This window comes from Mesorhizobium sp. LMG17149 (genome assembly GCF_024518695.1).
GTDB lineage: Bacteria > Pseudomonadota > Alphaproteobacteria > Rhizobiales > Rhizobiaceae > Mesorhizobium.
The window spans coordinates 42908-65451 of sequence record NZ_JANIFL010000004.1 but is presented as its reverse complement, the minus strand read 5'-3'; the positions used below and the strand labels follow the sequence as shown (position 1 = coordinate 65451).

Below are 22544 nucleotides of genomic sequence, written 5' to 3'. Positions count from 1 at the left end.
GATGGTAGACTTGCTGCACTTCTGCCTGTGCATCTTCGTCAAAGGTCGCTGTTTGTGGCGTCTCAAGTTCATCGAGGATGCCGCGTCCGGCTCCTGGAACACCCGCCACTGCGTCGATTGGGCGGACAGCGCTTGCAAGGGCCGCTGCCCCGGCAACACCAAACATTGCGGTCAAGAAGGATCGCCGATCCATAATAAACCTCCCAAGGTGCATGAGCTAGAAAGCGCGCGCTGCCGCATGAGCAGCCCAGCGCACGGTGAAATACAGGACCCGCCAGCCGCCGAAAGCGGCTCACGGGTCCTATCCGCGCAGGAAGGGACGTAGCTGCGCCGATCCAAGCCATGTCAGCCAAGGACTATTCCCATCACCAGGAAGGTGATGGCTGTTGCCAAAATCGGTGCGAGCAACCATCGCGCCTGGCCGACACTTTTTTCCACTGTTTCTCTCCGAATTCGGAGAGACAACAACCTTTAGGCCTAAGCCGTTCCGCCTACTCCCAGCGGGTAAGACCATTGCGTTTGCCAATCAGACTTTGGTCCTGCGCGGGTTCAGCCAGAAGCCCGTATGAGGAACGTTTGGCCTGGCGACGTGTTCGGGTGGCCAGCCGATCGTGCTGCCGCCAGGTTAAGAGGAGAAAAACAATGAGGATGCACCTAAGCAGCGCCGCTGCGGCGCTCTTGCTGCTGGCCAGCGTCGGCGCAGTTGCGGCACAGGATGTGGTTGTCACACCGGAACAGGACACCGTCGTGCGCGAATACGTGAAGAAGCAACCCTTGGCTTCTGTGAAGCTTCCGGGGGTCGAGCTGAACGTCGGCACGGCGCTGCCAGACACGGTCGAGCTCCACGAGGTTCCCAACGTCAAATACCGCTATACTGTGGTCGATAACCGAACGGTTCTGGTGGACCCGAGCACACGCAAGATTGTGAAAGTCTACGACTGAAACTTCGAACCGGCCACGCCCGCCGGCAGGGATGGCGGCGGGTTGTGCTCGTCAATCGCCACTGAATCGGACAATGAAAATGATGAGCCCTGAAGTCGAGACGTCGCAAGCCCTCGTGGCGCGCCTGGCTGATCTCCAGGCGAAAGCGCGGGCAGCACCTATAAACGAAGCCGAAATGAAGACCTTCCAAAAGCTCGCAGCCGTCACGGACGACAGTTGCGGTCATTCGGCTCGGGATTTGGCCATTCCAGGTTCGATGACGACATAGTGGTGCACGAGGTCACACCCTGATCGCCGCCGCCAAAATCCAGTTCTGCCTGCGGACCGCCGCGCACAGCTCCGGGTATCTTCGCCGCGTCGCGCTTCACGAACTCGATGAACATCATGTCATTGAAGATCAGTTCGTCGAGCCCCGATGCTCCAAAATATCCCAAATTGGGCTGCCTTCTATGACGCGCTCGCAACCTGGGCGGATGCCCCAATCCTGGTGAACGTGTTCCGCACCCTGACAGACTTGTAGACGTAGGCGACCCAGAGCCCTGTCACCACAAACGAGACTATGGGGGCCACCAGCGCATCGCCTGCGAGCACCAGGCTCACCGGAACGCCCAGAACTGAGGCAACCCAGATCGTGTCCAGGATAAACACGACGGGAATCGCCAGCCACTGGAGCAGAAACAATTGCGGAAAGCGGCGGCTACGCCGCAGCATCGAAACGAGCACAACCAGCTGAAGCGCCAGAAACGCCAGATTAAGGGCAACCTCGCCATACACCGCCAGCGGCCCATTCGAGAGGGTCATGAGTTGCTGGTAGCCGTCGGCCGAATTGGCGAAGTCGGCAAGCGTCCGCAATGGTGACACTGCCTGACCGATAGCCAGCAGCATCAGCCAGCCGCCGAAGCCCACAAGAGCCTCAGGATTCTGTGACGGCTTCGCGGCTGATCGAACGGCAAGGAAAACAGGCACGCCGATCAACAGCAGCAAGATCGCCCAATGCCAGACTGAAAACGTGCCCATTTACCCCTCCCCCTATTTATGCCCTCCTAGGTTGTACCAGATTTCAAACGCAACTCAAGAGGCGACCCGCGTCTGAAACCAGGTCTTATGCGGAAGCGACGCTTTCTCCTGCCTGCTCCTGACGTGTCACACCCCAATCGCCGCCACCAATATCCTATTCTGCCTCCGTATCGCCGCGCGCAGTTCCGGTATCTTGGCCGCGTCACGCTTCACGAATTCGATGAACATCATGTTCATGTTGTTGAAGATCAGTTCGCCGAGCGCTGCACCGTCGATGTCCTGGCGCACCAGGCCAATCTCCTGCAGCCGGGCGATCAGGGCGCGGATCTGTTCGGTCAGGGCGCGGTCGAGCGCGGTGTAGGCCTGGCCGAACGGGCTGTCGGGCAGTTGCGTCGAGATTGCCATCGCCTGCCGCCACATCTCCTTGCTGAGATAGTGCAGCGAGTGCTCGATATAGATGCCGACCAGCGTGTCCAGCGCGTCGCCGACATTGGCCGGCGGCTTGGCGACGACGCCTTGCCCGGCATTCAGCACCTCGTTGACCTCCAGCGAGACGATGGCGCCGAGGATGTCGCCCTTGTTCTCGTAGTAGTTGTAGATCGTCCCGACAGAGACCTCGGCCTGCGCGGCGATCGCCTCGATCTTGGCGCCTTCGTAGCCGGCCTCGCGAAACAGTTCGGCCGCCGCCTCGATGATACGCCGGTGCCGGTCCGCCTTTTGCCTAGCCCGCAATCCGCTCATTCCCAGCCTCTTGCCATAAAAACAGAATTGACTCAATTTTAGAATTGGTTCAATTTTTTGCAAGAAGCCACAAAGGCAAGGGAGAACACTCGATGTCACACACAGCCAGCAATCCGCTTTCCATCCTGAAGACCCGTTTGCGCACAGCTGCCGCAGCCGCGGCGCTGCTGCTTTCGACGAGCGCGCAGGCCGCCGATCTCAACGCGCTGATCTGGTGCGATCATGCCGATCCGGCCTTGCTGCAGCCTTTCGAGGAGGCCAATGGCGTCAAGGTCAACGTCAAGGAATTCGAGGGCACCGGCGCCGGCCTCGCCATCGTCGAGCAGTCGCAGCCCGGCGACTGGGATGTGATGGTGATCGACAGCATCGATGTGCCGCGCGGCGTCGAGAAGGGACTGTTCGAGCCGTTGCCGGAAGACAAACTGCCGCTGGCCGACCTGTTTCCGCAGGTGAAGATGGACAGCTCCACCGTGGTCGGCGGCAAGCGCTACGGCATCACCGAAAAGTTCGGCTACAACACGATCGGCTACAACAAGACCAAGGTCGATCCGGCCGACATGCAGTCGATGGCGGCACTCACCGGCGACAAGTACAAGGGTAAGGTCGCCATCTACGACTACTACCTGCCGGTCATCGGCATGGCGGCACTGGCGATCGGCAAGAAGACGGCCGATCTCACCGAAGCCGACCTGCCCGCCCTCAAGGACGAGCTCTTGAAGATGAAGGCCAATGCCAAGCTGGTCGGCGAAGTGACCGCCAGCCAGACGGCGCTTGCGACCGGCGAGGTCGACATATTGGTCGGCGGCGGCGAATGGGTGACGGCGGGCCTGGCCAAGGAAAACCCGGCGCTGGACTTCTCGGTCCCCAAGGAGGGTGCGATTCTCTGGTCGCAGTCGCTGGCCATGTTCAAGGATTCCGAGAACAAGGACATGGCGCTGAAGTTTATCCAGTACATTATGAGCCCGGAAGGCCAGGCCCGCCTTGCCACCTCCTCCTGCTATTGGGGCATGCCGGCCAACACCAAGGCCGCACTCACCGACGACCAGAAGAAGGTTTTGCGCTTCGACGAGCAGCCGGGCTTCCTGGCGCGCGCCCAGGCCTATCCGGCGCCGAACGCCGATCTCGACAAGAAGATGCAGGATATGTGGACCGAAATGCTGCAGGCGAAATGAGCCGATAGCGCTCATGAGCAGCTCGGCAAACAACGGACGTGCCCTGCCCCGGGCGGGCTCTGCTCTGCCCCGGGCGGCCCTGCCCCGGGCGGGCTCTGCCCTGCCCTGGGCGCTGGTCACGCCGGCGCTCGGCTGGACGCTGCTGTTCTTCGTGCTGCCCTTCATCGCCATGGGGTTTTCCAGCCTGACGGCGCATGAGGGCGGCGGCTTCACGGCGTCCAACTACAGCCAGTTCTTCACCAACCCGTCCTACTGGCAGGCGATGGTGAACTCGCTGCAGGTGACCGCGATCGTCACCGTGATTTCGGTGCTGCTCGCCTATCCATTTGCCTGGATCCTCGCCGAACAGGTTCCGGAACGCTGGCAGCGGCTGGCACTGATGCTGGCCGTGCTGCCGTTCTGGACCTCCTATGTCGTGCGCTCCTACTCGTGGCTGCTGGTGCTGGCGCAGAACGGCGTCGTCAACCGGGCGCTGACCGGCTCTGGCCTGTTCAGCGAGCCGCTGCAACTCGCCAACACGCGTTTCGCCACCGTCACCGGCTTCGTGCACTTCTTCGTCATGCTGTTGACGCTGACCATCTTTGCCAACCTCAAGCAGTTGAGCCCGAGCTACCGCAAGGCGGCCGCCGATCTCGGCGCCGGGCCGGTGCGCACCTTCCTGCATGTCGTGCTGCCGCTGACCTTGCCCGGCATCATGGTCGGCGCCTTCCTGACCTTCGTGCTGTGCATCGGCGACTACATCACGCCGCAGATCCTGGGCGGCAACAACGAGCTGCTGATGCCGCAACTGGTGATGATGCAGATCGGCAGGCGCGGCGATTTCCCGCTGGCCTCGGCGCTGTCGATCATCCTGATGGCGGTGGTCACATCAGCCTACCTCGCCTGCGCGCGCTGGCTGAAGATCGAGCGGGCCTGAGATGCGCCGGATTGTCCGCATCGCCTCTTGGCTCTACGCGCTCGCCGTCTACGGCTTCATCTTCTTGCCGGTCGTCGTGCTGGTGCTGTTTTCGCTGCAGGCGACGTCGTTCCCGATCCCGCCCTTCACCGGCCCGTCGCTGCGCTGGTACGATGCGGTTCTTTCGGACACGCGGCTGACCTCGGCGCTGGTCAACTCGCTGCTGGTGGCATCCATCTCCTCGCTCGCAGCCGTCACGCTCGGCTTTCTCTCCGCCTGGGGCTTTGCCCGCTTCGTCCTGCCTGGCTCCGGCCTGCTGCGCGGGCTGATCACCCTGCCGCTGACGGTCAGCTATCTCATCATCGGCATGGGGCTGCTGGTGCTGTTCAACTGGGCCGGCGTGCCGAAATCGCTGCTCGCCGCCGGCATCGGCCATGTCGTGATCAACCTGCCGCTGTGCTTCGCCATCATCTACAGCCAGATGGGCGACCACCAGATCAACATCGAGCGTGCCGCGCGCGACCTCGGCGCGCCGGAATGGAAGGTGCTGCTGCTGATCACCGTGCCGGTCATGGCGCCCGCCATCTTCGCCGGCTTCTTCCTGTCGATGACCTTCTCCTGGGACGAATTCGTGATCTCCTTCCTGCTCACCCGCTTCGACACCACGCTGCCTGTCGAAATCTGGAACCTGCTGCGCTCCGGCCTCAACCCCAAGACCAACGCCATCGGCTCACTGGTCTTCGCCGTTTCCATCGTGCTGGTCGTGCTGTTCGAGTTGACGTTGCTGCGCAGGAGAAAGGCATGACCGCGCCTTTGGTCGATATTCGTGCCGTCTCGCATCGCTTCGGCCAGCACACCGTGCTGAATGACGTTTCGCTGCAGATCGAGCCCGGCAGCTACACCATCCTGCTCGGGCCGTCCGGCTCCGGCAAGACGACGCTGCTCTCCATTCTGGGCGGCTTCGTCATCCCCAGCGAAGGCAAGGTGTTCATCCGTGGCGAGGACTGCACCTCGGTGCCGCCGGCCAAGCGGCCGACGACGACGGTGTTCCAGGACTATGCGCTGTTCCCGCATATGAGCGTCGGCAGCAATGTCGGCTTCGGCCTGCGCATGCAGGGCGTCGACGGTACGACGCGCGCTGCAAAGGCGCGTGAGGCGTTGGCGCTGGTCGGATTGGCTGCCGCCTTCGACAAGAAGCCGCACCAGCTCTCCGGCGGCCAACGGCAGCGAGTGGCGCTGGCGCGGGCGCTGGTGATCGAGCCGGCGGTGCTTCTGCTCGACGAGCCGCTCGGCGCGCTCGATCTCAAATTACGCCGGCAGATGCAGGACGAGTTGAAAGCGATCCAGAAGCGCGTCGGCACCGCCTTCATCCACGTCACCCACGACCAGGAAGAAGCGATGGCGCTGGCCGACCATTGTGTGGTGATGAATGATGGGCGCATTGAGGACGAAGGTCCGCCCGAGCGCGTCTACGCACGGCCGGCGACGCGCTTTTCCGCCACCTTCATGGGCGAAAGCTCGATCCTTGCCGGCACGGTCACGGAAGCGAAGGAGAGGACAAGCACCGTCGCCACGCCCGTCGGCCCGGTCTCGCTGCCCGGTGCGCTGCCGGTGGGCTCCGCCGTTGCGCTGGCCATACGGCCGGAGCATCTTGTCCTCGGCGAGGCCAGCGGCGGTGTCAGGCTCGGCACGGCTGAGGTGAGCGATGTCGTCTTCCAGGGCAGCTTCAAGCGCGTGCTTGCGGTTTCCATCGAGGACCCCTCGCTTCACTTCATCGCCAAATTGCCAGCGACGGCGGCCGTCCAGCCGGGCGACACGGTCGCGATTTCCTGCAATACCGACCAGATTATTCTGCTGACGGACTGAGCTTTTCTGACGGATTGAACATGGCAACACTTCCGCTCATCGAGGCACCCGACTGGTACGAAACCATCCGCATGAGCGATGGCGTGACCTTGATCCACGAGCCGTGGATAAAGCCGTTCTTCCGCTGCAATATGTGGCATGTGCGCGGTCGCGATCGCGACCTCCTCTTCGACACCGGCCTCGGCCATTTCAGCCTCCGGCGCCATGTACCGCTGGTGAGCGAGCGCAAGCTGACCTGCGTCGCCAGCCACACGCATTTCGACCATATCGGTTGCCACCACGAATTTCCCGAGCGCTGCGTGCACGCCGCCGAGGCCGGCATCCTCGCCGATCCGCGCAATGAATGGACGGCAGCCGGCACCTATGCGACCGACGAGATGTTCGATCGCATGCCGCAAGGCTGGGACACGGCGCGCTACGGCATTTTGCCTGCGCCCGCCGGCCGTTTGCTCGACCAGGGCGATGTCGTCGATCTCGGCGACCGTGCCTTCGAGGTGATCCACACGCCCGGCCATTCGCCCGGCGGCATCGCGCTCTACGAAAACAGGACGGGCACCCTGTTATCCGGCGACATCATCTATGACGGCCCGCTGATCGACGACGTCTACCACTCAGACATTCCCGACTACATGGCGACGCTGATGCGCCTGCGCGACCTCCATGTCTCAGTCGTGCATGGCGGGCATTTCCCAAGCTTCGGCAAGGTACGCTACCGCCAGCTTGTCGACGAGTATCTGGCGCAGAAGCGGCAGGCCGGCTGCCATCTGCGGCAGCCCTGAAGCAGTTAGCGCATCAGTTCGAAATGCCGGGGGAACGCCTGATGCAGCAGGAGCAGCATGGTCTTGCGCAGCACGTTGGTGTCACGGCCGCGAGGGTTCAGGTGATCCCAATACCAGGCGCCATGAACCAGATAATTCAGGCTCTCCGACAGCGTATCGATGTCGACGCCGGTATAACCGCCACTGCGCGAAATCTCGATCAGCAGCTCGCGCGCCTCGGCGGTGTAGGCAAGGTCGCTCGGCAGGCCGATTTCGTTGTAGATCTGCATGCTCTTGCGGTCGCTGGAAAACACGACAAAAACTGAAACCCATTTCGGATGCTGGCGGGCGAAACGTTGCGCGCAATCGACCGCGCCCAGAGCCCGCTCAACCGGCGACAGGCCGGGCGCCCGCACCAACGTCACCCACAGCTCATCATATCGATCGCTGAGATACTGCAGGACGGCGCGAAACAGGTTCTCCTTGCTGCGGAAATGGAAGACGACCAGGGCATTGGACGAGCCGACATGTTCGGCGATGCGCTGCATGGTGACGCTTGCCAGCCCCTCCTCCGCGATGAGTTCGATGGTGGCGTCGATGATCCGCTGCACGCTGGCTTCGCCGCGCTCGCGCCGACGGTCCTTGGGCGGCGCGGCATCGTTTGCCGCACGCCCATTCTTCGCCGTTGCGCCTTTGCGTTTTGCCGCCGCAGCCTTTTGTTGCGCCATCTTCGTCCAGCTCCTTTCGGACCTTCTGGCGCGATCACCGGCGCCACCACAGATTCGTCTATTCGAGGTGTCCGGCGTCGGCTCTCCAACCGCGGCAAGAGCCGCATCGCCCTGTTATAGCGACGGACGCGTTTCGGCGTTTGTGTACCACTGCCCGTTGGCCGTCTCATAGGCCATGGCCGCTCGGAAAACATCGGCATCGCAATAGGTGCGGCCGACGATCTGGATGCCTGTCGGCACGCCGCTTGCCGCCCGACCCGAAGGGATGGACAGAACCGGACAACGGCTCATCATGTTGAACGGCGTCGTCATCACCCATCCCAACGACGGGTTCACCTGCTTACCGTTGATCTCGACCGTACCCGTGGTCTGATCGAACTCCGCCGGCACGGAGGGAAGCGCGTTGGTCGGGCAGATCAGCACATCGTAGGTCTCCAGCAGCGGCCCCAGCGTCTGGTACATCCTGGCCGCCACGTCGAGTGTTCCGACAAAGTCCGTCGCCTTCGACTTTTGCCCGTCCTCGGCGAACTGCCTGGCATAGCTCGTCATGTCCTTGCCGTGCTTCTTGAGCAGCTGCGACAGCGATGCGCCGAACAGATGCTCGAGATAGGCCATGCCCGCCCTGAGCACTTCGTCGCCCCAGCCCAGATCGACTTCCTCGACCGTGGCGCCGAGCGAACGGAACACATCGCAGGCGGCAAGCGTGTTCTTGCGCACGTCCGGGTCGACTTCGAAAGAACCAAGGTCCATCGAGAAAGCAATCTTCCAGCCCTTGATCGGCTTGTACTCGAGCGGCAGGCGCAGTTTCGGGCGCAGCGTGGCGATGTCGAGCGGGCTTGGTCCGGCCATCACATTCTGCAGCAGGATCGCATCCCCGACGTTTCGCGCCAGCGGTCCGGTGTGGCAGTAGAAGTCGAGGTTGAATGGCGGCTCGTCCGGATTGCGCCCGTAAGGCGGCTTGAAGCCGACAAGACCGCAGGCCGACGCGGGAATCCGGATCGATCCCGCAATGTCCGAACCGGTGGCGATCGACGACGTGCCGGATGCCAGCGTCGCCGCGGAGCCTCCCGACGAACCGCCGGGCGTGAAATCCGGGTTCCACGGATTGCGCGTCACGCCCCAGCGTTTCGACCAGGTGTAGCCGGCGCAGCTGAATTCAGGCGTCGCCGTGCGGGCATGGACAATGCCTCCGGCCTTGATGATGCGCTCGTTCATCGTCGAGGTATGGCCACCGATAGCATCCCCGGACAGCAGCGAGCCGTGCGAGGTCGGCTTGCCCTTGATGTAGCTCTCGTCCTTTATGCCGATCGGCAGGCCCTCGAGCGCCCCGGTCCGGGCGCCCCTGGCGTATTTTGCCTCGGCTTTCCTGGCCAGGTCTATCGCCTCGTCGAAATGCGTGAAGGTGAGGCAGTTGATCGTCGCTTTGGTGGCTTCGGCGCGGCGGATGGTGGCCTGCATCAGTTCGACGGGCGAAAGCTTCTTTGCCTTGAACAGCCGCAGCGCCTCGCTGGCCGGCATGTAGCAAAGGTCGAGATCGGTCATGGGAAGTCTCCTGCGATCTGCGCATCGCGTTTGGCATGGACGGAAGATGACCGCGCCGCGTGCGGCGGCGCGGGAAAGCCTGGTCAGGTCATTTCTGCAGGTCGGTCCAGATCTTCGTGTAGAGCGCCTGCACATCGGGCGGGCAGGCCAGCATGAATTGGCCCTTGGCGGCGAACTCGGCGGGAATGTTGACTTCCGGCGCGGTCTTCATGTCGTCGGGCATGAAGGCTTCCGAGCCCTTGATGCCGTTCGAATAACGCGCAAAGGCTGAGATCAGCGCCGCATTCTGCGGATCCATGATGAAGTTCTGGAACAGCTTGGCGTTGTCGACATTCTTGGCGTCCTTGAGGACAGCGACATTGTCCATCCAGATCGGATAGCCTTCCTTGGGATAGCCATAGACGATCTTGTCGTTCTCAAGCCGCTCGCGCAGCGATATGCCGTTCCAGTTGACGCCCGCGGCGATGTCGCCCCTGCCCAGGCCATCGACGGCCGCATAGTCGAGCGAAAGCCATTTCGCCTTCGCCTCCACCAGCTTGTCATGCACCTTCTTCAGCATCTGCATGTCGCGGCTGCAATATTTGCCACCCTCGTAAGCGATGGCGAGGAACATGATGTCACCCATTTCGGGTACGACATTGATCTTGCCGATGAGTTCGGGAGGTGGGTCGAGGAAGATCGCCGATGTGTTCGGATCGCCGGCATAGACCGACTTGTTCACCGAAATGCCGGTCGTGCCCCACTGCCATGGAACGGTGTATTTACGGCCTGGATCGAATGGAACATCGACCCACCTGGGATCGACGTTCTTGAAGTTTTCCATCTTGTTGGGATCGGTCTCCAAGAGCAGACCTTCGCTGATCCAGACCGGCACGACGCTCGCCGAAGGCACGACGATGTCATAGCCGGAGGCGCCCTGCCGGACCTTGGCCAAGGCGGTATCGTTGGAGTCATAGTCGGTGACGGTGACCTTGACCTTGTAGGTCTCCTCGAACTTCTTGATCAGGTCGGGGCTGGTGTAGTTGCCCCAATTGTAGATGTTGAGCTCGCCGTCGGCACGGGCCACGCCCGTGACAGTCAGCAGCGACAGGCCGATGGCCGTCGCGGTCAGTTTCCAGTTCATGCTGCATGCTCCCATTGTTGGGACCGGCGGCGTTACGGCCCCAGGTCCGTTTCCTGCTGACGAAAAGATGGCCGCGGCAATGCCGACCGGCTCGAGCCCGGCCGTCGACATCGCAGTTGCGGCATGCGGCGCGCCGGCAACGGCAAGCCGCATCGCGGTCGAGATATTCCCCTCTTCATTGTGGCCATTCACCGGCTGGCGCCGGCTGTCCAACTCAATTCGCGACCTCAGGAGTAACTATGACTAAACATACAGTCAATATCTTTCCGCGGGTACGGCCATTGCTCGGCGATTGACGATGCGCCCGATGAGATGGTGACTGAGTGAGCAGGCAGAAAGAGGTTTAGCCGCGATACCGGACGCGTCAGGCCGTGGAGGCCGAAATGCTCGCGGCCGCAATTCGCTGGCGGAACCAATCGAAGGTGCGCCCGATGCCTTCCTGATAGCTCGTCCTCGCTTCCCAGCCAGGAAGGACATGCCTCGCCAAAGTCAGGTCCGGACACCGATTTGTCGGATCCTGGGGAGCTGGAGGGTGGTGCTCGATGCGGCTGCCGGGGACAAGCGATCTTACGAATTCCGCGATGCGCAGGACCGAAACCTCGTGGTCGTTGCCAATGTTCAGAGGACCGCGATGCGAGATGCCGTCGCGCCAGAAGTAACGTTCCAGCCCCTCGACGATATCGTCGACATAACCCCAACTGCGCGATTGGGAGCCGTCGCCATAAACCGTCAGAACCCCGGTTGTCAGTGCCTGGATGGCAAAATTCGAGACGGCGCGTCCATCGTCGATGCGGGTTCGTGGCCCATATGTGTTGAAGATCCTGACGACGCGAATGTCGAGCCCGCCGACCCGCTGCTGCTCGAACAGCAATGCCTCTGTGCAGCGCTTGCTTTCATCATAGGAAGCCCTGGGACCGGTGCAGTCCACCGATCCCCTGTAACTCTCGGGTTGCGGTGAAACCAGGGGGTCGCCGTAGACTTCCGAGGTCGAGGCGAAGCAGAAGCGACCGCCGGGCTTTAGCAGCGTCAGGAGATTGAGCGCGCCGCCGATATTGGCCTTGATCGTGCGTACCGGCTCGCGCATGTACCAAAGCGGCGACGCCGGCGACGCGAGATGGATGATCTCATCGAAGCGCTGAAGGGATGAAAAGCTTTCGGCGTCGGCAATCTGCAGATCGAAACGCGGATCGGCGACATGCGCGATGTTGTCTCGCGTCCCGGTCCAAAGATTGTCGACGACGACCAGCTTTTCCAGATCGCTTCGCCGCAACAGACGGTCGACCAGATGCGAGCCCAGGAAACCGCAGCCGCCAGAGATCAACACGCTGCGTGACATGGAAAACCCCCGCTCCAGACACCGGCCAGTCAACGAGCCCAGGGCTTGTTTCCCAACAACAGCGGATGCGAGCTACCCAAAAGCCTTTCCGCCAATCGATGCACCCATCTACACCGCCAAGCGCCGCGAGTGCAAACAGCAAGCCTTCACGAGTGGAACGTGCGGCGGCCGACCGGCCTCTGCTTTTAAGCAGAGAAACTGCCGCGCGATGTCGCGCATCGAAGCGACCGCCGATGCTGCCCGTCATCGCGAGGATGATCAGGACATTTCAGGGCTACAGCGCCCTTTGCGGGCATGGCGCCCCGGCTGCATCACCACAGCGCGACGCCGTGGGCTGCGGCCGGAAGCTCGTCTCTTCGGACTGGCGCACCAGTTCGGCAAAGAGCAGCGCGAAGCTTCCCAGCATCAGGAAGACGATGATCAGGCGTGTTACCGGCAATATGTCGGCCTCGACTGGCTAGCCCCCACGCCACCCATCCACTGCCGGCTAACATGACCGATCCGGCTTTACGAGACTTTAAGGCCCGTCTTAACCATCACATTCGCGTAGCCTTTGACATGATACGCGAACGGCATGCCCGCATCCGCCGACCGGCATGGCCGTATCATCCGGGATGGCGTTGCCATCCGGGATGGTACCTCCCTTTGCAGACGTACCCCGCCCATGCTACCCCGGCGCTGGCGCGGCCCAGCAACCGGCCGCTGCCAATCGGTCGTCATCGGGGAGCCATGAGCAAAGCCGCCAGCCGCATCGCCTTCGTCTCGTCCGACACCGCTGACGCCAAGACGGCGCTGGAAAGCCTGTCGGCGCGCTATGGCCAGTCTTCCGTCGAGGAGGCCGGGATCGTCGTTGCGCTTGGGGGTGACGGTTTCCTGCTGCAGACCCTGCGCGACACGATGGGGACCGGCAAGAAGGTCTACGGCATGAACCGTGGCACCATCGGCTTCCTGATGAACGAGTATCGTTCCGGTGGCCTCACCGAGCGTCTCGAGGCCGCCGTCGCCGAAACGATCCGCCCGCTGGAGATGCTGGCCGTGACCTCGGAAGGCGAAACGATTTCAGCACTGGCGATCAACGAGGTGGCGCTGTGGCGCCAGTCGTACCAGACGGCCAAGATCCGCATCACCGTCGACGAACAGGTCCGGCTTGAGGAACTGAACTGCGACGGCGTCATGATCGCAACCCCGGCCGGGTCCACCGCCTACAATCTTTCGGCGCATGGACCGATCCTGCCGCTCGACGCGCCGCTGCTGGCGCTGACCCCGGTCAGCCCGTTTCGCCCGCGCCGCTGGCGCGGCGCGCTGCTCTCCAACAAGGCGACCGTGCGCTTCGACATCCGCGAGCCGGAAAAGCGGCCGGTAAACGCCGCCGCCGACCATACCGAGGTCAAGGCCGTGACCTCGGTGACGGTGCGAGAATCACCAACGGCGACAGCAACGTTGCTGTTCGATCCCAATCATTCCTGGAACGAGCGTATTCTCGCCGAACAGTTCCGCTATTGAGCCGGCGCTGCGACCGACAGGTCGATTAAGCATCCCGATTAAGGTTACAACTTCACAATCGTGCCATTGCTGCCCGTTTCTGTTGACAAATCGAGGGCTTGCTCCTAATTGCAATACCAATCTTGCAGGCGCGTGGCGCTTGCCGCGACAGACGCCATTAGACGCCGTTGCGCTTCCCCGAACCAGCCAAAGACAACAACACTTGTCCTCAGACACCACGACCGCTCCAGAAGCGTTGACCTTTTCAGACCTCGGCCTGTCGCCGAAGGTCCTTTCCGCAGTCACCGACGCCGGCTACACCGAGCCGACGCCGATCCAGGCGGGCGCCATTCCGCATGCCCTGCTGGGCAAGGACGTGCTGGGCATTGCCCAGACCGGCACCGGCAAGACGGCCTCCTTCGTGTTGCCGATGCTCACAAGGCTGGAAAAGGGCCGCGCCCGCGCTCGCATGCCGCGCACGCTCATTCTGGAGCCGACGCGCGAGCTCGCCGCTCAGGTCGAGGAAAACTTCGTCAAATACGGCAAGAACCACAAGCTCAACATCGCGCTTCTGATCGGCGGCGTGTCGTTCGACGAACAGGACAAGAAGCTGGAGCGTGGCGCCGACGTGCTGATCGCGACACCCGGCCGTCTGCTCGATCACCGCGAGCGCGGCAAGCTGTTGCTCAACGGCGTCGAGATCCTCGTCATCGACGAAGCGGACCGCATGCTCGACATGGGCTTCATTCCCGACATCGAGCGCATCTGCGAAATGATCCCGTTCACCAGGCAGACGCTGTTCTTTTCGGCGACGATGCCGCCCGAAATCACCAAGCTCACCGAAAAGTTCCTGCACGCGCCGGTCCGCGTCGAGGTTTCGAAGGCAGCATCCGCCGCCACCAACATCATCCAGCGGCTGGTCAAATCAGGCTCCAAGCCGTGGGACAAGCGCGAGACGCTGCGCAATTTGATCAAGGCCGAAGACGCCGAACTGAAGAACGCCATCATCTTCTGCAACCGCAAGGTCGAAGTGTCGGAGCTGTTCCGCTCGCTGCTGAAGCATGATTTCGACGCCGGTGCGCTGCATGGCGACATGGACCAGCGCGCGCGCATGCAGATGCTGGCCAATTTCCGCGACGGCAAGCTGCGCTACCTCGTCGCTTCCGACGTTGCCGCGCGCGGCCTCGACATCCCCGATGTCAGCCATGTCTTCAACTATGACGTGCCGATCCACGCCGAGGACTATGTCCACCGTATCGGCCGCACCGGGCGCGCCGGACGCTCCGGAAAATCCTTCACCATCGCGACCAAATCTGACACCAAATACATCGATGCCATCGAACGTCTGATCGGCAACAAGATCGAGTGGCATGACGGCGACTTGTCGACGGTGGTTGCCAGCGAAGGCGAGGACGATGCTCCGCGCCGTGGCAAAGGCGCACCGCGCCGTGCCGGACGCAAGGACGACGACCGCGGCAGGGAAAAGAGCGGCGAGCGCAAACCGCGCGAACGCCACGCCAAGCGCAGCGAAGATGCCGCACCGGAAACAGTCCGCGAGGATCAGCCGGTGGCCGAGGCCGCAGCCGCCGACATCGGCGAACGGCGTTCGCGCAAGGAAGCGATCCGTTCGGAAAACACCGAGCGCAAATCATCCGATCGCAATGAACAGCGCGCACCCGAACGCGGCGACACCCGGCCGCAGCGCGACAACAGCCGCCCTGCCCGCCAACGCCACCAGGAAGACAATGATTCCACCGTTGGCTTCGGCGACGACATGCCGGCCTTCATGCGGATCGTCGCCAAGGTCTGATCCCGACCGCTTCGAAGGCGAGCCGGCCACTCGGCTGCCTTCTTGGCAAAGCTTCCAGCCTGGCTCGCCCGTTACATCGGCCCAGGCATCATCTTGGTCGGTTTTTCCAGCATCGGAAACTCGGCCTTGTTGCATTTCACGTTCGGGTTCGTCGGACTGAACATGCCGTTCGGGTTGTCCCCGAGCCAGGCATGAAGGTCGTAATGGACGAACTCCTTCGGGATGAGAGGGTAGTGCCCCTCCATAGGTCCCATGAAGGTTTGGCCAAACAGCTTGGGCGGCTCCTTGGTGTCCGGCGTCAGCGGCACCAGCCATTCCACTCCGACCAACTTCAGGCCTTCCTTGGTCGGCTCGTAGATCAGCACGTTCGGCCTCATCGGATCGAGCTTCTGGCCGACACTCGGGACATTGACGAAGTGGATGCCCATGGCGCCCTTCGGGTAGTCCATCGCGCCCGGTATCTTTTCTCCGCTGTAGTGGACGCAGCCGACGGTCGACAGATAGAGGTCGCGGACGGCAGCGGTGTAATCCTCATATTTGGCGAGCGACTTCTTCAAGGCTTCGATGTCGGCCTTGTTGGCGTCCTCGGCGCGAGCCGAAGCAACGTTCAGCCACGCGCCTACCAAACCTGTCAAAACGAGGACGCCGCAGCGCCCAAGGCTGGCTGTTCTTGTCATGCATTCCTCCCAGATTTCTGATCTGGCCGTGCAAGACCGAGGCGGAAAAATGCTGATTGCGCGGCCAGTGACACCGCCTCATCCCCTCAGGAACAGCGATGATGCTATTCCTTTCCATAGCTGCGGGAAAGATGTATTTTAGCAATAACTAATTGAACAACACCAATATCCGCTCAAACAAAAACGGCCCCCATGGGAGCCGTTTCGCATTGGTTTGCCGTACAAATCAGGTGAGCGGAGAAAGCTGGATCTCGACGCGGCGGTTCTGGGCGCGACCTTCGGCCGTGGCATTGGATGCGACGGGGCGCGTCTTGCCGAAGCCTGTGACTGCGAAGCGTCGCTGATCCACGCCCTGACCGGACAGATAGTTCGCCACCGCCAAAGCACGACGCTGCGACAGATCGAAATTGTGCTGGTCGCCACCGGTCGAATCGGTGTGGCCGAACACGTCGACTGTGGTCTGCTTGAACTTCTTCAGCACAAGCGCGACAGAGTTCAGGACTTGGTAGAAGCCGGGCTTCACCGCATCCTGGTCCGAGTTGAAGGTGATGTCGGACGGCATATTGAGGATGATCTGGTCGCCGCTGCGGGTGACGCTGACACCGGTGCCCTCGAGCTGCCGGCGCAGTTCGGCCTCGTTCTGGTCCATGGTGGCGCCGATGGCGCCGCCGGCCAGCGCGCCGATGCCGGCGCCGATCAGTGCGTTGCGGCGGTCGTTGCCGCCGGCAAGCAGGCCAAGGCTGGCACCCGCCAGAGCACCAAGGCCGGCGCCGGCCGCCGTATTGGAAATCTTCTGGTCGCCTGTATATGGATCGGTGGTGGTGCAGGCGCTCACGAGCACAGCCGTCGCCACGACGACGAGCACAGTCTTTTTCATAGGATGGTCCCTCTCCAAGTCACGCCTTGCGGTGGCGCCAAATCAGCCCTTCCCGCGACTTGTACCACGAATTGCGGCGAAAAGCGGAACGGCAAAAGCGCCGCTCACGGCTTTTCCCGAGGGACCGATACCTGGCGATAGCGCCGCATCGCCGGGCCGCAATCGTTCGGATCAGGCTACCAGAGGTTCTTGCCGTCTATGACCACCACTTCGACCTTGTCGAGATCGAAATCGTCGAACAGTCGCGAGTTGACGCTGATCTTGGGATTGTCGAAATCCGGCTCGCCGGTCGACCAGTCCGGCGTTTCGGTAAAGGTGCCGCAGCCGCAGGCGGCGCAAAAACCGTGCTTTACGGTTTTCGATCCCCAGCGGTAGAAAGAGACGCTCTCCATCGGGCTGGTGAGCTTGAATTGCGAAGGCACGTAGTAGGCCCAGAGCGAGCCGCGTTTCGAGCAGAAAGAACAGGTGCATTGCGTCACCGTCTGCGGTGCCTGCGAAACCTCGAATGTCGTCGCCTTGCAATGACAGCTTGCCTTGATGGTCATCAACGAACTCCTCCTGTCGCCCGCCGCCCTGTGCGGCAAAGGCAGCATAAAGAGGTGCTCCTGACAACTGTCTGTCAGCAGGCATCACCCGAACCGCGCAAACCCGGCCTGCGGCCCCGGTCACACGCGACCGCGGACGTCCGACCGCCATCCTGTCGTCAATAAGAGCGCGGCGGCACGAACAGGCAGATTGTCTTGCCGGCGTCGAGGCCCGCTTGGTGCGCACACCAATGGAACTCGCCGTCCGGGCTGTCCTTGACACGCTTGTCGGTCATTGGAACGATCTCACCCGTTCCGGCGATGACATAGCCCTCGGGTTTCTCCAGCACTTCGCCTGTATGGGTCGTGCGACAATCATAGTTGGCGCAGCATGCGAACGGATAACTCCAGCCCTGTGGCTTTGCCGCCGTGGGTGTGGCGTCATGCGCGAAGGCGGGTGCCGTCAGCATTGCCATCGCGCCGATCACGAACAGGGAAAACAAAAGTCGGCCAGCCGGTTGAACGGCATTGGCCGATCTGAGTGTGGCAGCAGACATGACGCGTTCCTTTCAAACGAGCTCAAGCGTTTCGCTTGCCCGTTCCCGGAACGTATCTTCCCAGTGGCCGGATCGTCGGGTCGCAGATATGCCGCGTCCGGCCATAAATGCTTTTTCTCTCCCAGCGTTTGGATGCTGGGCTGATTCCTTGGTCGGCGCAAGAAGATGCATTCCCGACGTCGTTCTATAAACGTCAGGTATCCGCTACCGCCGACGAGATGAGGCCAAGGTCAATTCCCGGCAAACGGGCGTCGAATAAACGGAATTGGCCCGCTGTGGTTCCAGCCTATTGCTGGTCAGAGCCGGCAATCACGTGCTCTTGATGCTGCGGCAGGTCATCGATGATGGTGAACCAGCCCGCCTTCGACCCGACGAAGATGTGCTCGGTCGGGCGGATGGACGGGTCGTTGACGAGCGTTCCCATGGCGACATGGACGTAGGCGCCGTCGCGCACCAGCGAATAAAGCAAGGAGCCGCACCGGCCGCAATGCGCGTTATGGCCGCTTTCGTCGCCAAAGATCAGGAGCTTGTCCCCGCCTTCGGTGAGGACAAGCTTTTCACGCTCGATACCGGCGAAAGGCTTGAAGGCCGAACCGGTGGTGCGCCGGCAGTCCGAACAATGGCAATTCGCGGCATAGAGGAATTCGTCGGCGACCTCGTAGTGAACCGCGCCGCAAAAGCACTTTCCGGTGAGCTTGCTCGCCAATCCTCTCCTCCGTCGCTGTGGTGCGCAGGGATATGTTCAGATTGAGGTCAGGCTAGCCTCACCTGAACATGGACATATCCTAATCCAGGTCTGCTACGGCTTCGCCCGCACCGCCTTCGATGCGCTGCGACAACGAGGCTTCCATGAAATCGTCGAGGTCGCCATCGAGCACGCTCGACGGGCTGGTGCTCTCGACGCCGGTGCGGAGATCCTTCACCAGCTGGTAGGGCTGCAGCACATAGGAGCGTATCTGGTGACCCCAGCCTATATCGCTCTTCGACGCTTCGGTGGCGTTTGCAACCGCCTCGCGCTTCTTCAGCTCTTCCTCGTAAAGGCGCGAGCGCAGCATCTCCCAGGCCTTGGCCTTGTTCTTGTGCTGCGAACGTTCGGCCTGGCAGGCAACCGCAATGCCGGTGGCCAGATGCGTGATGCGCACGGCCGAATCGGTGGTGTTGACGTGCTGGCCGCCCGAGCCGGACGAGCGATAAGTATCGATGCGGACATCGGATTCGGAGACGTCGATCTCGATCGTGTCGTCGATGACCGGATAGACCCAGACGCTGGCGAAGGACGTATGCCGGCGCGCATTGCTGTCATAGGGCGAAATACGCACCAGGCGATGAACGCCCGATTCCGTCTTCATCCAGCCATAGGCGTTGTGGCCTTTGATCATCAACGTGGCCGACTTGATGCCGGCCTCTTCGCCGTCATGCATTTCCAGCACTTCGACCTTGAAGCGACGACGCTCGGCCCAGCGCGTATACATGCGCAGCAGCATCGAGGCCCAGTCCTGGCTTTCGGTGCCGCCGGCACCGGCATGGATTTCGAGATAGGTGTCGTTGGAATCTGCTTCACCCGACAGCAGCGTCTCGACCTGGCGGGCCTTCGCTTCGCCTTGCATCGAGCGGATCGCGGCTTCGGCCTCGGCAATGACCCCCTCGTCGCGCTCTTCCTCGCCGAGCTCGATCAGGCCGATATTGTCTTCCAGCGCCTGCGTCAGACCTTTCACCGAGGCGATGCCCTCTTCCAGGCCCTGGCGCTCGCGCATCAGCTTCTGCGCTTCCAGCGGCTCGTTCCAGAGGCTGGCGTCCTCGGCGCGCACATTGAGGTATTCAAGCCGCTTTATGGCCTGATCCCAGTCAAAGATGCCTCCTCAGCAGGGTTATCGCCTGCCTGATCTCGTCGACAATATTCTGCGTTTCCGCGCGCATGGCTGGCTGTTCTGTCCTGTTTGCTGAAGTCGGTCGGCGCGATACATAGGCAGGCCGCCGCCGGCTGTAAAGCAAAATGGGCTGGCGCAAAGGCCAGCCCATCCGCTCATGAAAATCGTCAGTAGAGGCCGCCGCCGCCGGACTGGATGGCCTGGTTGGCCTGCGGCGACAACGCGCCACCGGTGGCATTGGAGCCGTCGGCGCCCATGCCGATGACCCAATAGCTGTCGGCGGGACCGGTACCCGGCTTGAAGGCTTCGATGATGGTGCCCGGATCGCCCGATGCGGCACGCATGCCGGTCTTGCGGTTGATGGCGACAAGGTTCATGCCTTCGGGCACCTTGAAGTCGACATTGGGCGTGCCGTCCAGCGCCACCCGCATGAAGTCCTTGAAGATCGGGGCCGCGAGGCCACCACCGGTGGCGCCATGGCCGAGTCCGCGCGGCGTGTCGTAGCCCATGTAGAGGCCGACGACGAGGTTGGGCGTGTAACCGATGAACCAGGCGTCCTTTTCGTCGTTGGTCGTTCCGGTCTTGCCGGCGATGTGACGGCCGAGTTCACTGATGGTGGCGCCGGTGCCGCGTTGCACGACACCTTCCATCATCGAGGTGATCTGGTAGGCCGTCATCGGATCGAGCACCTGCTCGGAATTGTCGACGAGTTCCGGCTCCGGCTGGTTCTGCCATTCCTGTGCATTGCAGCCCTGGCAGCCACGTTCGTCCTGCTTGAACACCGTCTTGCCGTAGCGGTCCTGGATGCGGTCGATGAGCGACGGTTTGATCGACTTGCCGCCATTGGCCATGATCGAATAGGCCGACACCATGCGCATCACGGTGGTTTCGCCGGAACCCAGCGCCATCGGTAGATAGGGTGCCAGATGGTCGTAGACACCGAAGCGCTCGGCGTATTCGACGACCAGCTTCATCCCCATGTCATTGGCAAGCCGCACCGTCATCAGGTTGCGCGACTTCTCGATGCCGGAGCGCAGGGTCGCCGGACCGGCGACGGTGCCGTCATAGTTCTTGGGCGTCCAGCTGGTGTTACCGCTCTGGATCGTGATCGGCCCGTCCATGATCACCGAGGCCGGCGTATAGCCATTGTCGAGTGCGGCCGAATAGACGATCGGCTTGAACGAAGAGCCCGGCTGGCGCATGGCTTGCGTGGCGCGGTTGAATTCGGACTGCGCATAGGAGAAGCCGCCGACCATGGCCAGCACGCGGCCGGTGTGCGGGTCCATGGCGATCAGGCCGCCTTCCACTTCGGGCACCTGGCGCAGGCTGTAGGCGCCATCGGCACCATCGTTTTTCTGCACGAAGATGACGTCGCCCGGCTTCAGCACCTCCGCCGGCGACTTGGCCTTGACGGTCTTGCCGGCAACCACATGGCGCATGGCAAAACCCATGTCCTCCTTGCTGACGGTGCCTTCGACGCGCTCCTTGACGATCTCGCCCGACGCCTGCCGTGCGGGCTGCAGGCCGATCGACAGCCCGGTCGCCGAACTGTCGAGCACGACGGCGAGCGACCATTCGGGAACATCCTCCAGCCCCTTGACGGCGCCAAGCGGCACGCCCCAGTCGCCCGACACGTCGATCGATGTCACCGGCCCGCGATAGCCGCGCAGCGTGTCGTATTTCATCAACCCGTTCTGCATCGATTTGCGGGCAATGAGCTGGATCTTCGGATCGAGCGTGGTGCGGACGGAGAGGCCGCCTTCGTAAAGCGCGTTCTCGCCGTAGCGGGCGATGATCTGGCGGCGCACCTCTTCGGTGAAGTACTCGCCGGCGAACAGATAGGTGCCGCTGCGGCGCGGCGTCACGCCCAGCGGCTCGGCCTTGGCCTTGTTGCCTTCTTCACGCGTGACGTAGCCGTTCTCGACCATCTGGTCGATGACCCAGTTGCGGCGTTCGATCGCGCGATCGGCATGCTTGAAAGGGTGGTAGTTGTTCGGCCCCTTGGGCAGCGAGGCCAGGTAGGCGGCCTCGGCCACGGAGAGTTCGTTGACCGACTTGTCGAAATAGGTCAGCGCCGCACCGGCGACGCCATAGGCGCCGAAACCGAAGAAGATTTCGTTGAGGTAGAGCTCGAGAATACGATCCTTGGGATAGGCCTGCTCGATGCGGAAGGCGAGGATCATCTCCTTGATCTTGCGCTCGTAGGTCTGGTCCGAGGACAACAGGAAGTTCTTCGCCACCTGCTGGGTGATCGTCGAGGCGCCGACCTGACGCCGGCCCGAGCCGAGATTCTGCAGGTTGACGATGATGGCGCGGCCGAGGCCGGTCACATCGATGCCCGGGTGGTTGTAGAAATTCTTGTCTTCGGCCGACAGGAAGGCCGCCTTGACGCGGTCCGGTATGGCCTGGATCGGCAAATACAGGCGCCGTTCGCGCGCGTATTCGGCCATCAGCGCGCCGTCCGACGCATGGATGCGGGTGGTCACCGGCGGCTCGTATTTGGCCAGCACCTCGTAGTCGGGCAGATCTTTCGACAAATGGCCGATGTAGATCGCAACGCCCGCCGCGACCAAAAGGGCCAGCGTCGTGCCGATGCCGAAAAAATAGCCAATGAGACGAATCATACCCG

The 22544-nt window shown here is 62.2% G+C and carries 24 protein-coding genes; 9 read left to right on the top strand and 15 right to left on the bottom strand.

The features are described 5' to 3' along the window. The first annotated feature begins 642 nt into the window (after window positions 1–642). A complete protein-coding gene (locus NP945_RS09350; RefSeq protein ID WP_256746194.1) occupies window positions 643–942 on the top strand; it encodes a DUF1236 domain-containing protein in 300 nt (99 codons plus the stop codon). Window positions 943–1145: 203 nt separating this feature from the next. Here NP945_RS09350 and NP945_RS09345 read toward each other — a convergent pair whose 3' ends face one another. From NP945_RS09345 to NP945_RS09335, 3 genes are all read right to left on the bottom strand, one after another. Beyond that, on the bottom strand, window positions 1146–1328 hold the full coding sequence (locus tag NP945_RS09345) for a hypothetical protein (protein ID WP_256746193.1): 183 nt from the start codon (window positions 1326–1328) through the stop codon (window positions 1146–1148). A gap of 61 nt (window positions 1329–1389) precedes the next feature. Next, window positions 1390–1959 (bottom strand): DUF2569 family protein, encoded by a 570-nt coding sequence (locus NP945_RS09340; protein ID WP_127272713.1) that lies wholly within the window; start codon window positions 1957–1959, stop codon window positions 1390–1392. 126 nt (window positions 1960–2085) lie between these two features. After that, window positions 2086–2700, bottom strand: coding sequence for a TetR/AcrR family transcriptional regulator (locus NP945_RS09335; RefSeq protein WP_127396424.1), 615 nt, complete (start codon window positions 2698–2700; stop codon window positions 2086–2088). A gap of 92 nt (window positions 2701–2792) precedes the next feature. Here NP945_RS09335 and NP945_RS09330 point away from each other — a divergent pair, with 92 nt between their 5' ends. From NP945_RS09330 to NP945_RS09310, 5 genes are read left to right on the top strand one after another with little or no spacing between them, the layout of a single operon-like run. Beyond that, window positions 2793–3872, top strand: coding sequence for a spermidine/putrescine ABC transporter substrate-binding protein (locus tag NP945_RS09330; protein WP_256746192.1), 1080 nt, complete (start codon window positions 2793–2795; stop codon window positions 3870–3872). A 13-nt stretch (window positions 3873–3885) separates the two neighbouring features. Then, the gene (locus tag NP945_RS09325; protein WP_128363727.1) at window positions 3886–4788 is read left to right on the top strand and encodes an ABC transporter permease; all 903 of its coding nucleotides are present in this window, start codon (window positions 3886–3888) and stop codon (window positions 4786–4788) included. A 1-nt stretch (window position 4789) separates the two neighbouring features. Next, window positions 4790–5572, top strand: a complete 783-nt coding sequence (locus NP945_RS09320) for an ABC transporter permease (protein WP_127321163.1) — start codon at window positions 4790–4792, stop codon at window positions 5570–5572. Further along, window positions 5569–6633 carry an ABC transporter ATP-binding protein gene (locus NP945_RS09315; RefSeq protein ID WP_256746191.1) on the top strand — a complete coding sequence of 355 codons (1065 nt, stop codon included), beginning with the start codon at window positions 5569–5571 and terminating at the stop codon, window positions 6631–6633. The genes NP945_RS09320 and NP945_RS09315 overlap by 4 nt, the downstream gene beginning before the upstream one ends. 20 nt (window positions 6634–6653) lie before the next feature. Continuing rightward, window positions 6654–7412 (top strand): MBL fold metallo-hydrolase, encoded by a 759-nt coding sequence (locus tag NP945_RS09310; RefSeq protein WP_256746190.1) that lies wholly within the window; start codon window positions 6654–6656, stop codon window positions 7410–7412. Between the two features lie 5 nt (window positions 7413–7417). On the opposite strand, the gene NP945_RS09305 is transcribed toward NP945_RS09310, so the two are convergent. The 3 genes from NP945_RS09305 to NP945_RS09295 all read right to left on the bottom strand — a co-directional run bounded on the left by NP945_RS09305 (window position 7418) and on the right by NP945_RS09295 (window position 10784). Next, window positions 7418–8119: a TetR/AcrR family transcriptional regulator gene (locus NP945_RS09305; protein WP_256746189.1), complete on the bottom strand. Its 702-nt coding sequence runs from the start codon at window positions 8117–8119 to the stop codon at window positions 7418–7420. A gap of 114 nt (window positions 8120–8233) precedes the next feature. Further along, the gene (locus NP945_RS09300) at window positions 8234–9661 is read right to left on the bottom strand and encodes an amidase (protein WP_256746188.1); all 1428 of its coding nucleotides are present in this window, start codon (window positions 9659–9661) and stop codon (window positions 8234–8236) included. An 88-nt stretch (window positions 9662–9749) separates the two neighbouring features. Continuing rightward, window positions 9750–10784 carry an extracellular solute-binding protein gene (locus tag NP945_RS09295; RefSeq protein ID WP_256746187.1) on the bottom strand — a complete coding sequence of 345 codons (1035 nt, stop codon included), beginning with the start codon at window positions 10782–10784 and terminating at the stop codon, window positions 9750–9752. 67 nt (window positions 10785–10851) lie between these two features. Between NP945_RS09295 and NP945_RS09290 the strand changes: the two genes are divergently transcribed. Next, complete coding sequence (locus tag NP945_RS09290) at window positions 10852–11031, top strand: hypothetical protein (RefSeq protein ID WP_256746186.1); 180 nt, start codon at window positions 10852–10854, stop codon at window positions 11029–11031. A 117-nt stretch (window positions 11032–11148) separates the two neighbouring features. Here the strand turns inward: NP945_RS09290 and NP945_RS09285 are convergent, their stop codons facing one another. Beyond that, entirely contained in the window at window positions 11149–12120 is a 972-nt protein-coding gene (locus NP945_RS09285) for an NAD-dependent epimerase/dehydratase family protein (RefSeq protein ID WP_128363343.1), read from the bottom strand. Window positions 12121–12394: 274 nt separating this feature from the next. Then, window positions 12395–12559, bottom strand: a complete 165-nt coding sequence (locus NP945_RS09280) for a hypothetical protein (RefSeq protein WP_164748845.1) — start codon at window positions 12557–12559, stop codon at window positions 12395–12397. 290 nt (window positions 12560–12849) lie between these two features. Here NP945_RS09280 and NP945_RS09275 point away from each other — a divergent pair, with 290 nt between their 5' ends. Next, entirely contained in the window at window positions 12850–13623 is a 774-nt protein-coding gene (locus NP945_RS09275) for an NAD kinase (RefSeq protein WP_023812117.1), read from the top strand. A 202-nt stretch (window positions 13624–13825) separates the two neighbouring features. After that, entirely contained in the window at window positions 13826–15412 is a 1587-nt protein-coding gene (locus NP945_RS09270) for a DEAD/DEAH box helicase (protein ID WP_164748844.1), read from the top strand. 71 nt (window positions 15413–15483) lie between these two features. On the opposite strand, the gene NP945_RS09265 is transcribed toward NP945_RS09270, so the two are convergent. From NP945_RS09265 to NP945_RS09235, 7 genes are all read right to left on the bottom strand, one after another. Then, on the bottom strand, window positions 15484–16089 hold the full coding sequence (locus NP945_RS09265) for a hypothetical protein (protein ID WP_127272004.1): 606 nt from the start codon (window positions 16087–16089) through the stop codon (window positions 15484–15486). A 226-nt stretch (window positions 16090–16315) separates the two neighbouring features. Further along, complete coding sequence (locus tag NP945_RS09260; protein ID WP_013531371.1) at window positions 16316–16966, bottom strand: OmpA family protein; 651 nt, start codon at window positions 16964–16966, stop codon at window positions 16316–16318. Window positions 16967–17142: 176 nt separating this feature from the next. Next, window positions 17143–17511, bottom strand: coding sequence for a GFA family protein (locus NP945_RS09255; RefSeq protein ID WP_128363345.1), 369 nt, complete (start codon window positions 17509–17511; stop codon window positions 17143–17145). Window positions 17512–17669: 158 nt separating this feature from the next. Then, window positions 17670–18047, bottom strand: a complete 378-nt coding sequence (locus NP945_RS09250) for a hypothetical protein (RefSeq protein ID WP_256746185.1) — start codon at window positions 18045–18047, stop codon at window positions 17670–17672. Between the two features lie 286 nt (window positions 18048–18333). Further along, complete coding sequence (locus NP945_RS09245) at window positions 18334–18753, bottom strand: GFA family protein (protein WP_256746184.1); 420 nt, start codon at window positions 18751–18753, stop codon at window positions 18334–18336. Window positions 18754–18832: 79 nt separating this feature from the next. Beyond that, window positions 18833–19964 (bottom strand): peptide chain release factor 2 gene (gene prfB / locus NP945_RS09240; RefSeq protein WP_127272597.1). Its coding sequence is split into 2 segments (ribosomal slippage): window positions 18833–19897 and window positions 19899–19964, totalling 1131 coding nucleotides; the frame shifts between segments, so codons are not numbered across the junction. A 118-nt stretch (window positions 19965–20082) separates the two neighbouring features. Beyond that, window positions 20083–22539 (bottom strand): penicillin-binding protein 1A, encoded by a 2457-nt coding sequence (locus NP945_RS09235; protein ID WP_256746183.1) that lies wholly within the window; start codon window positions 22537–22539, stop codon window positions 20083–20085. Window positions 22540–22544: the final 5 nt, after the last annotated feature.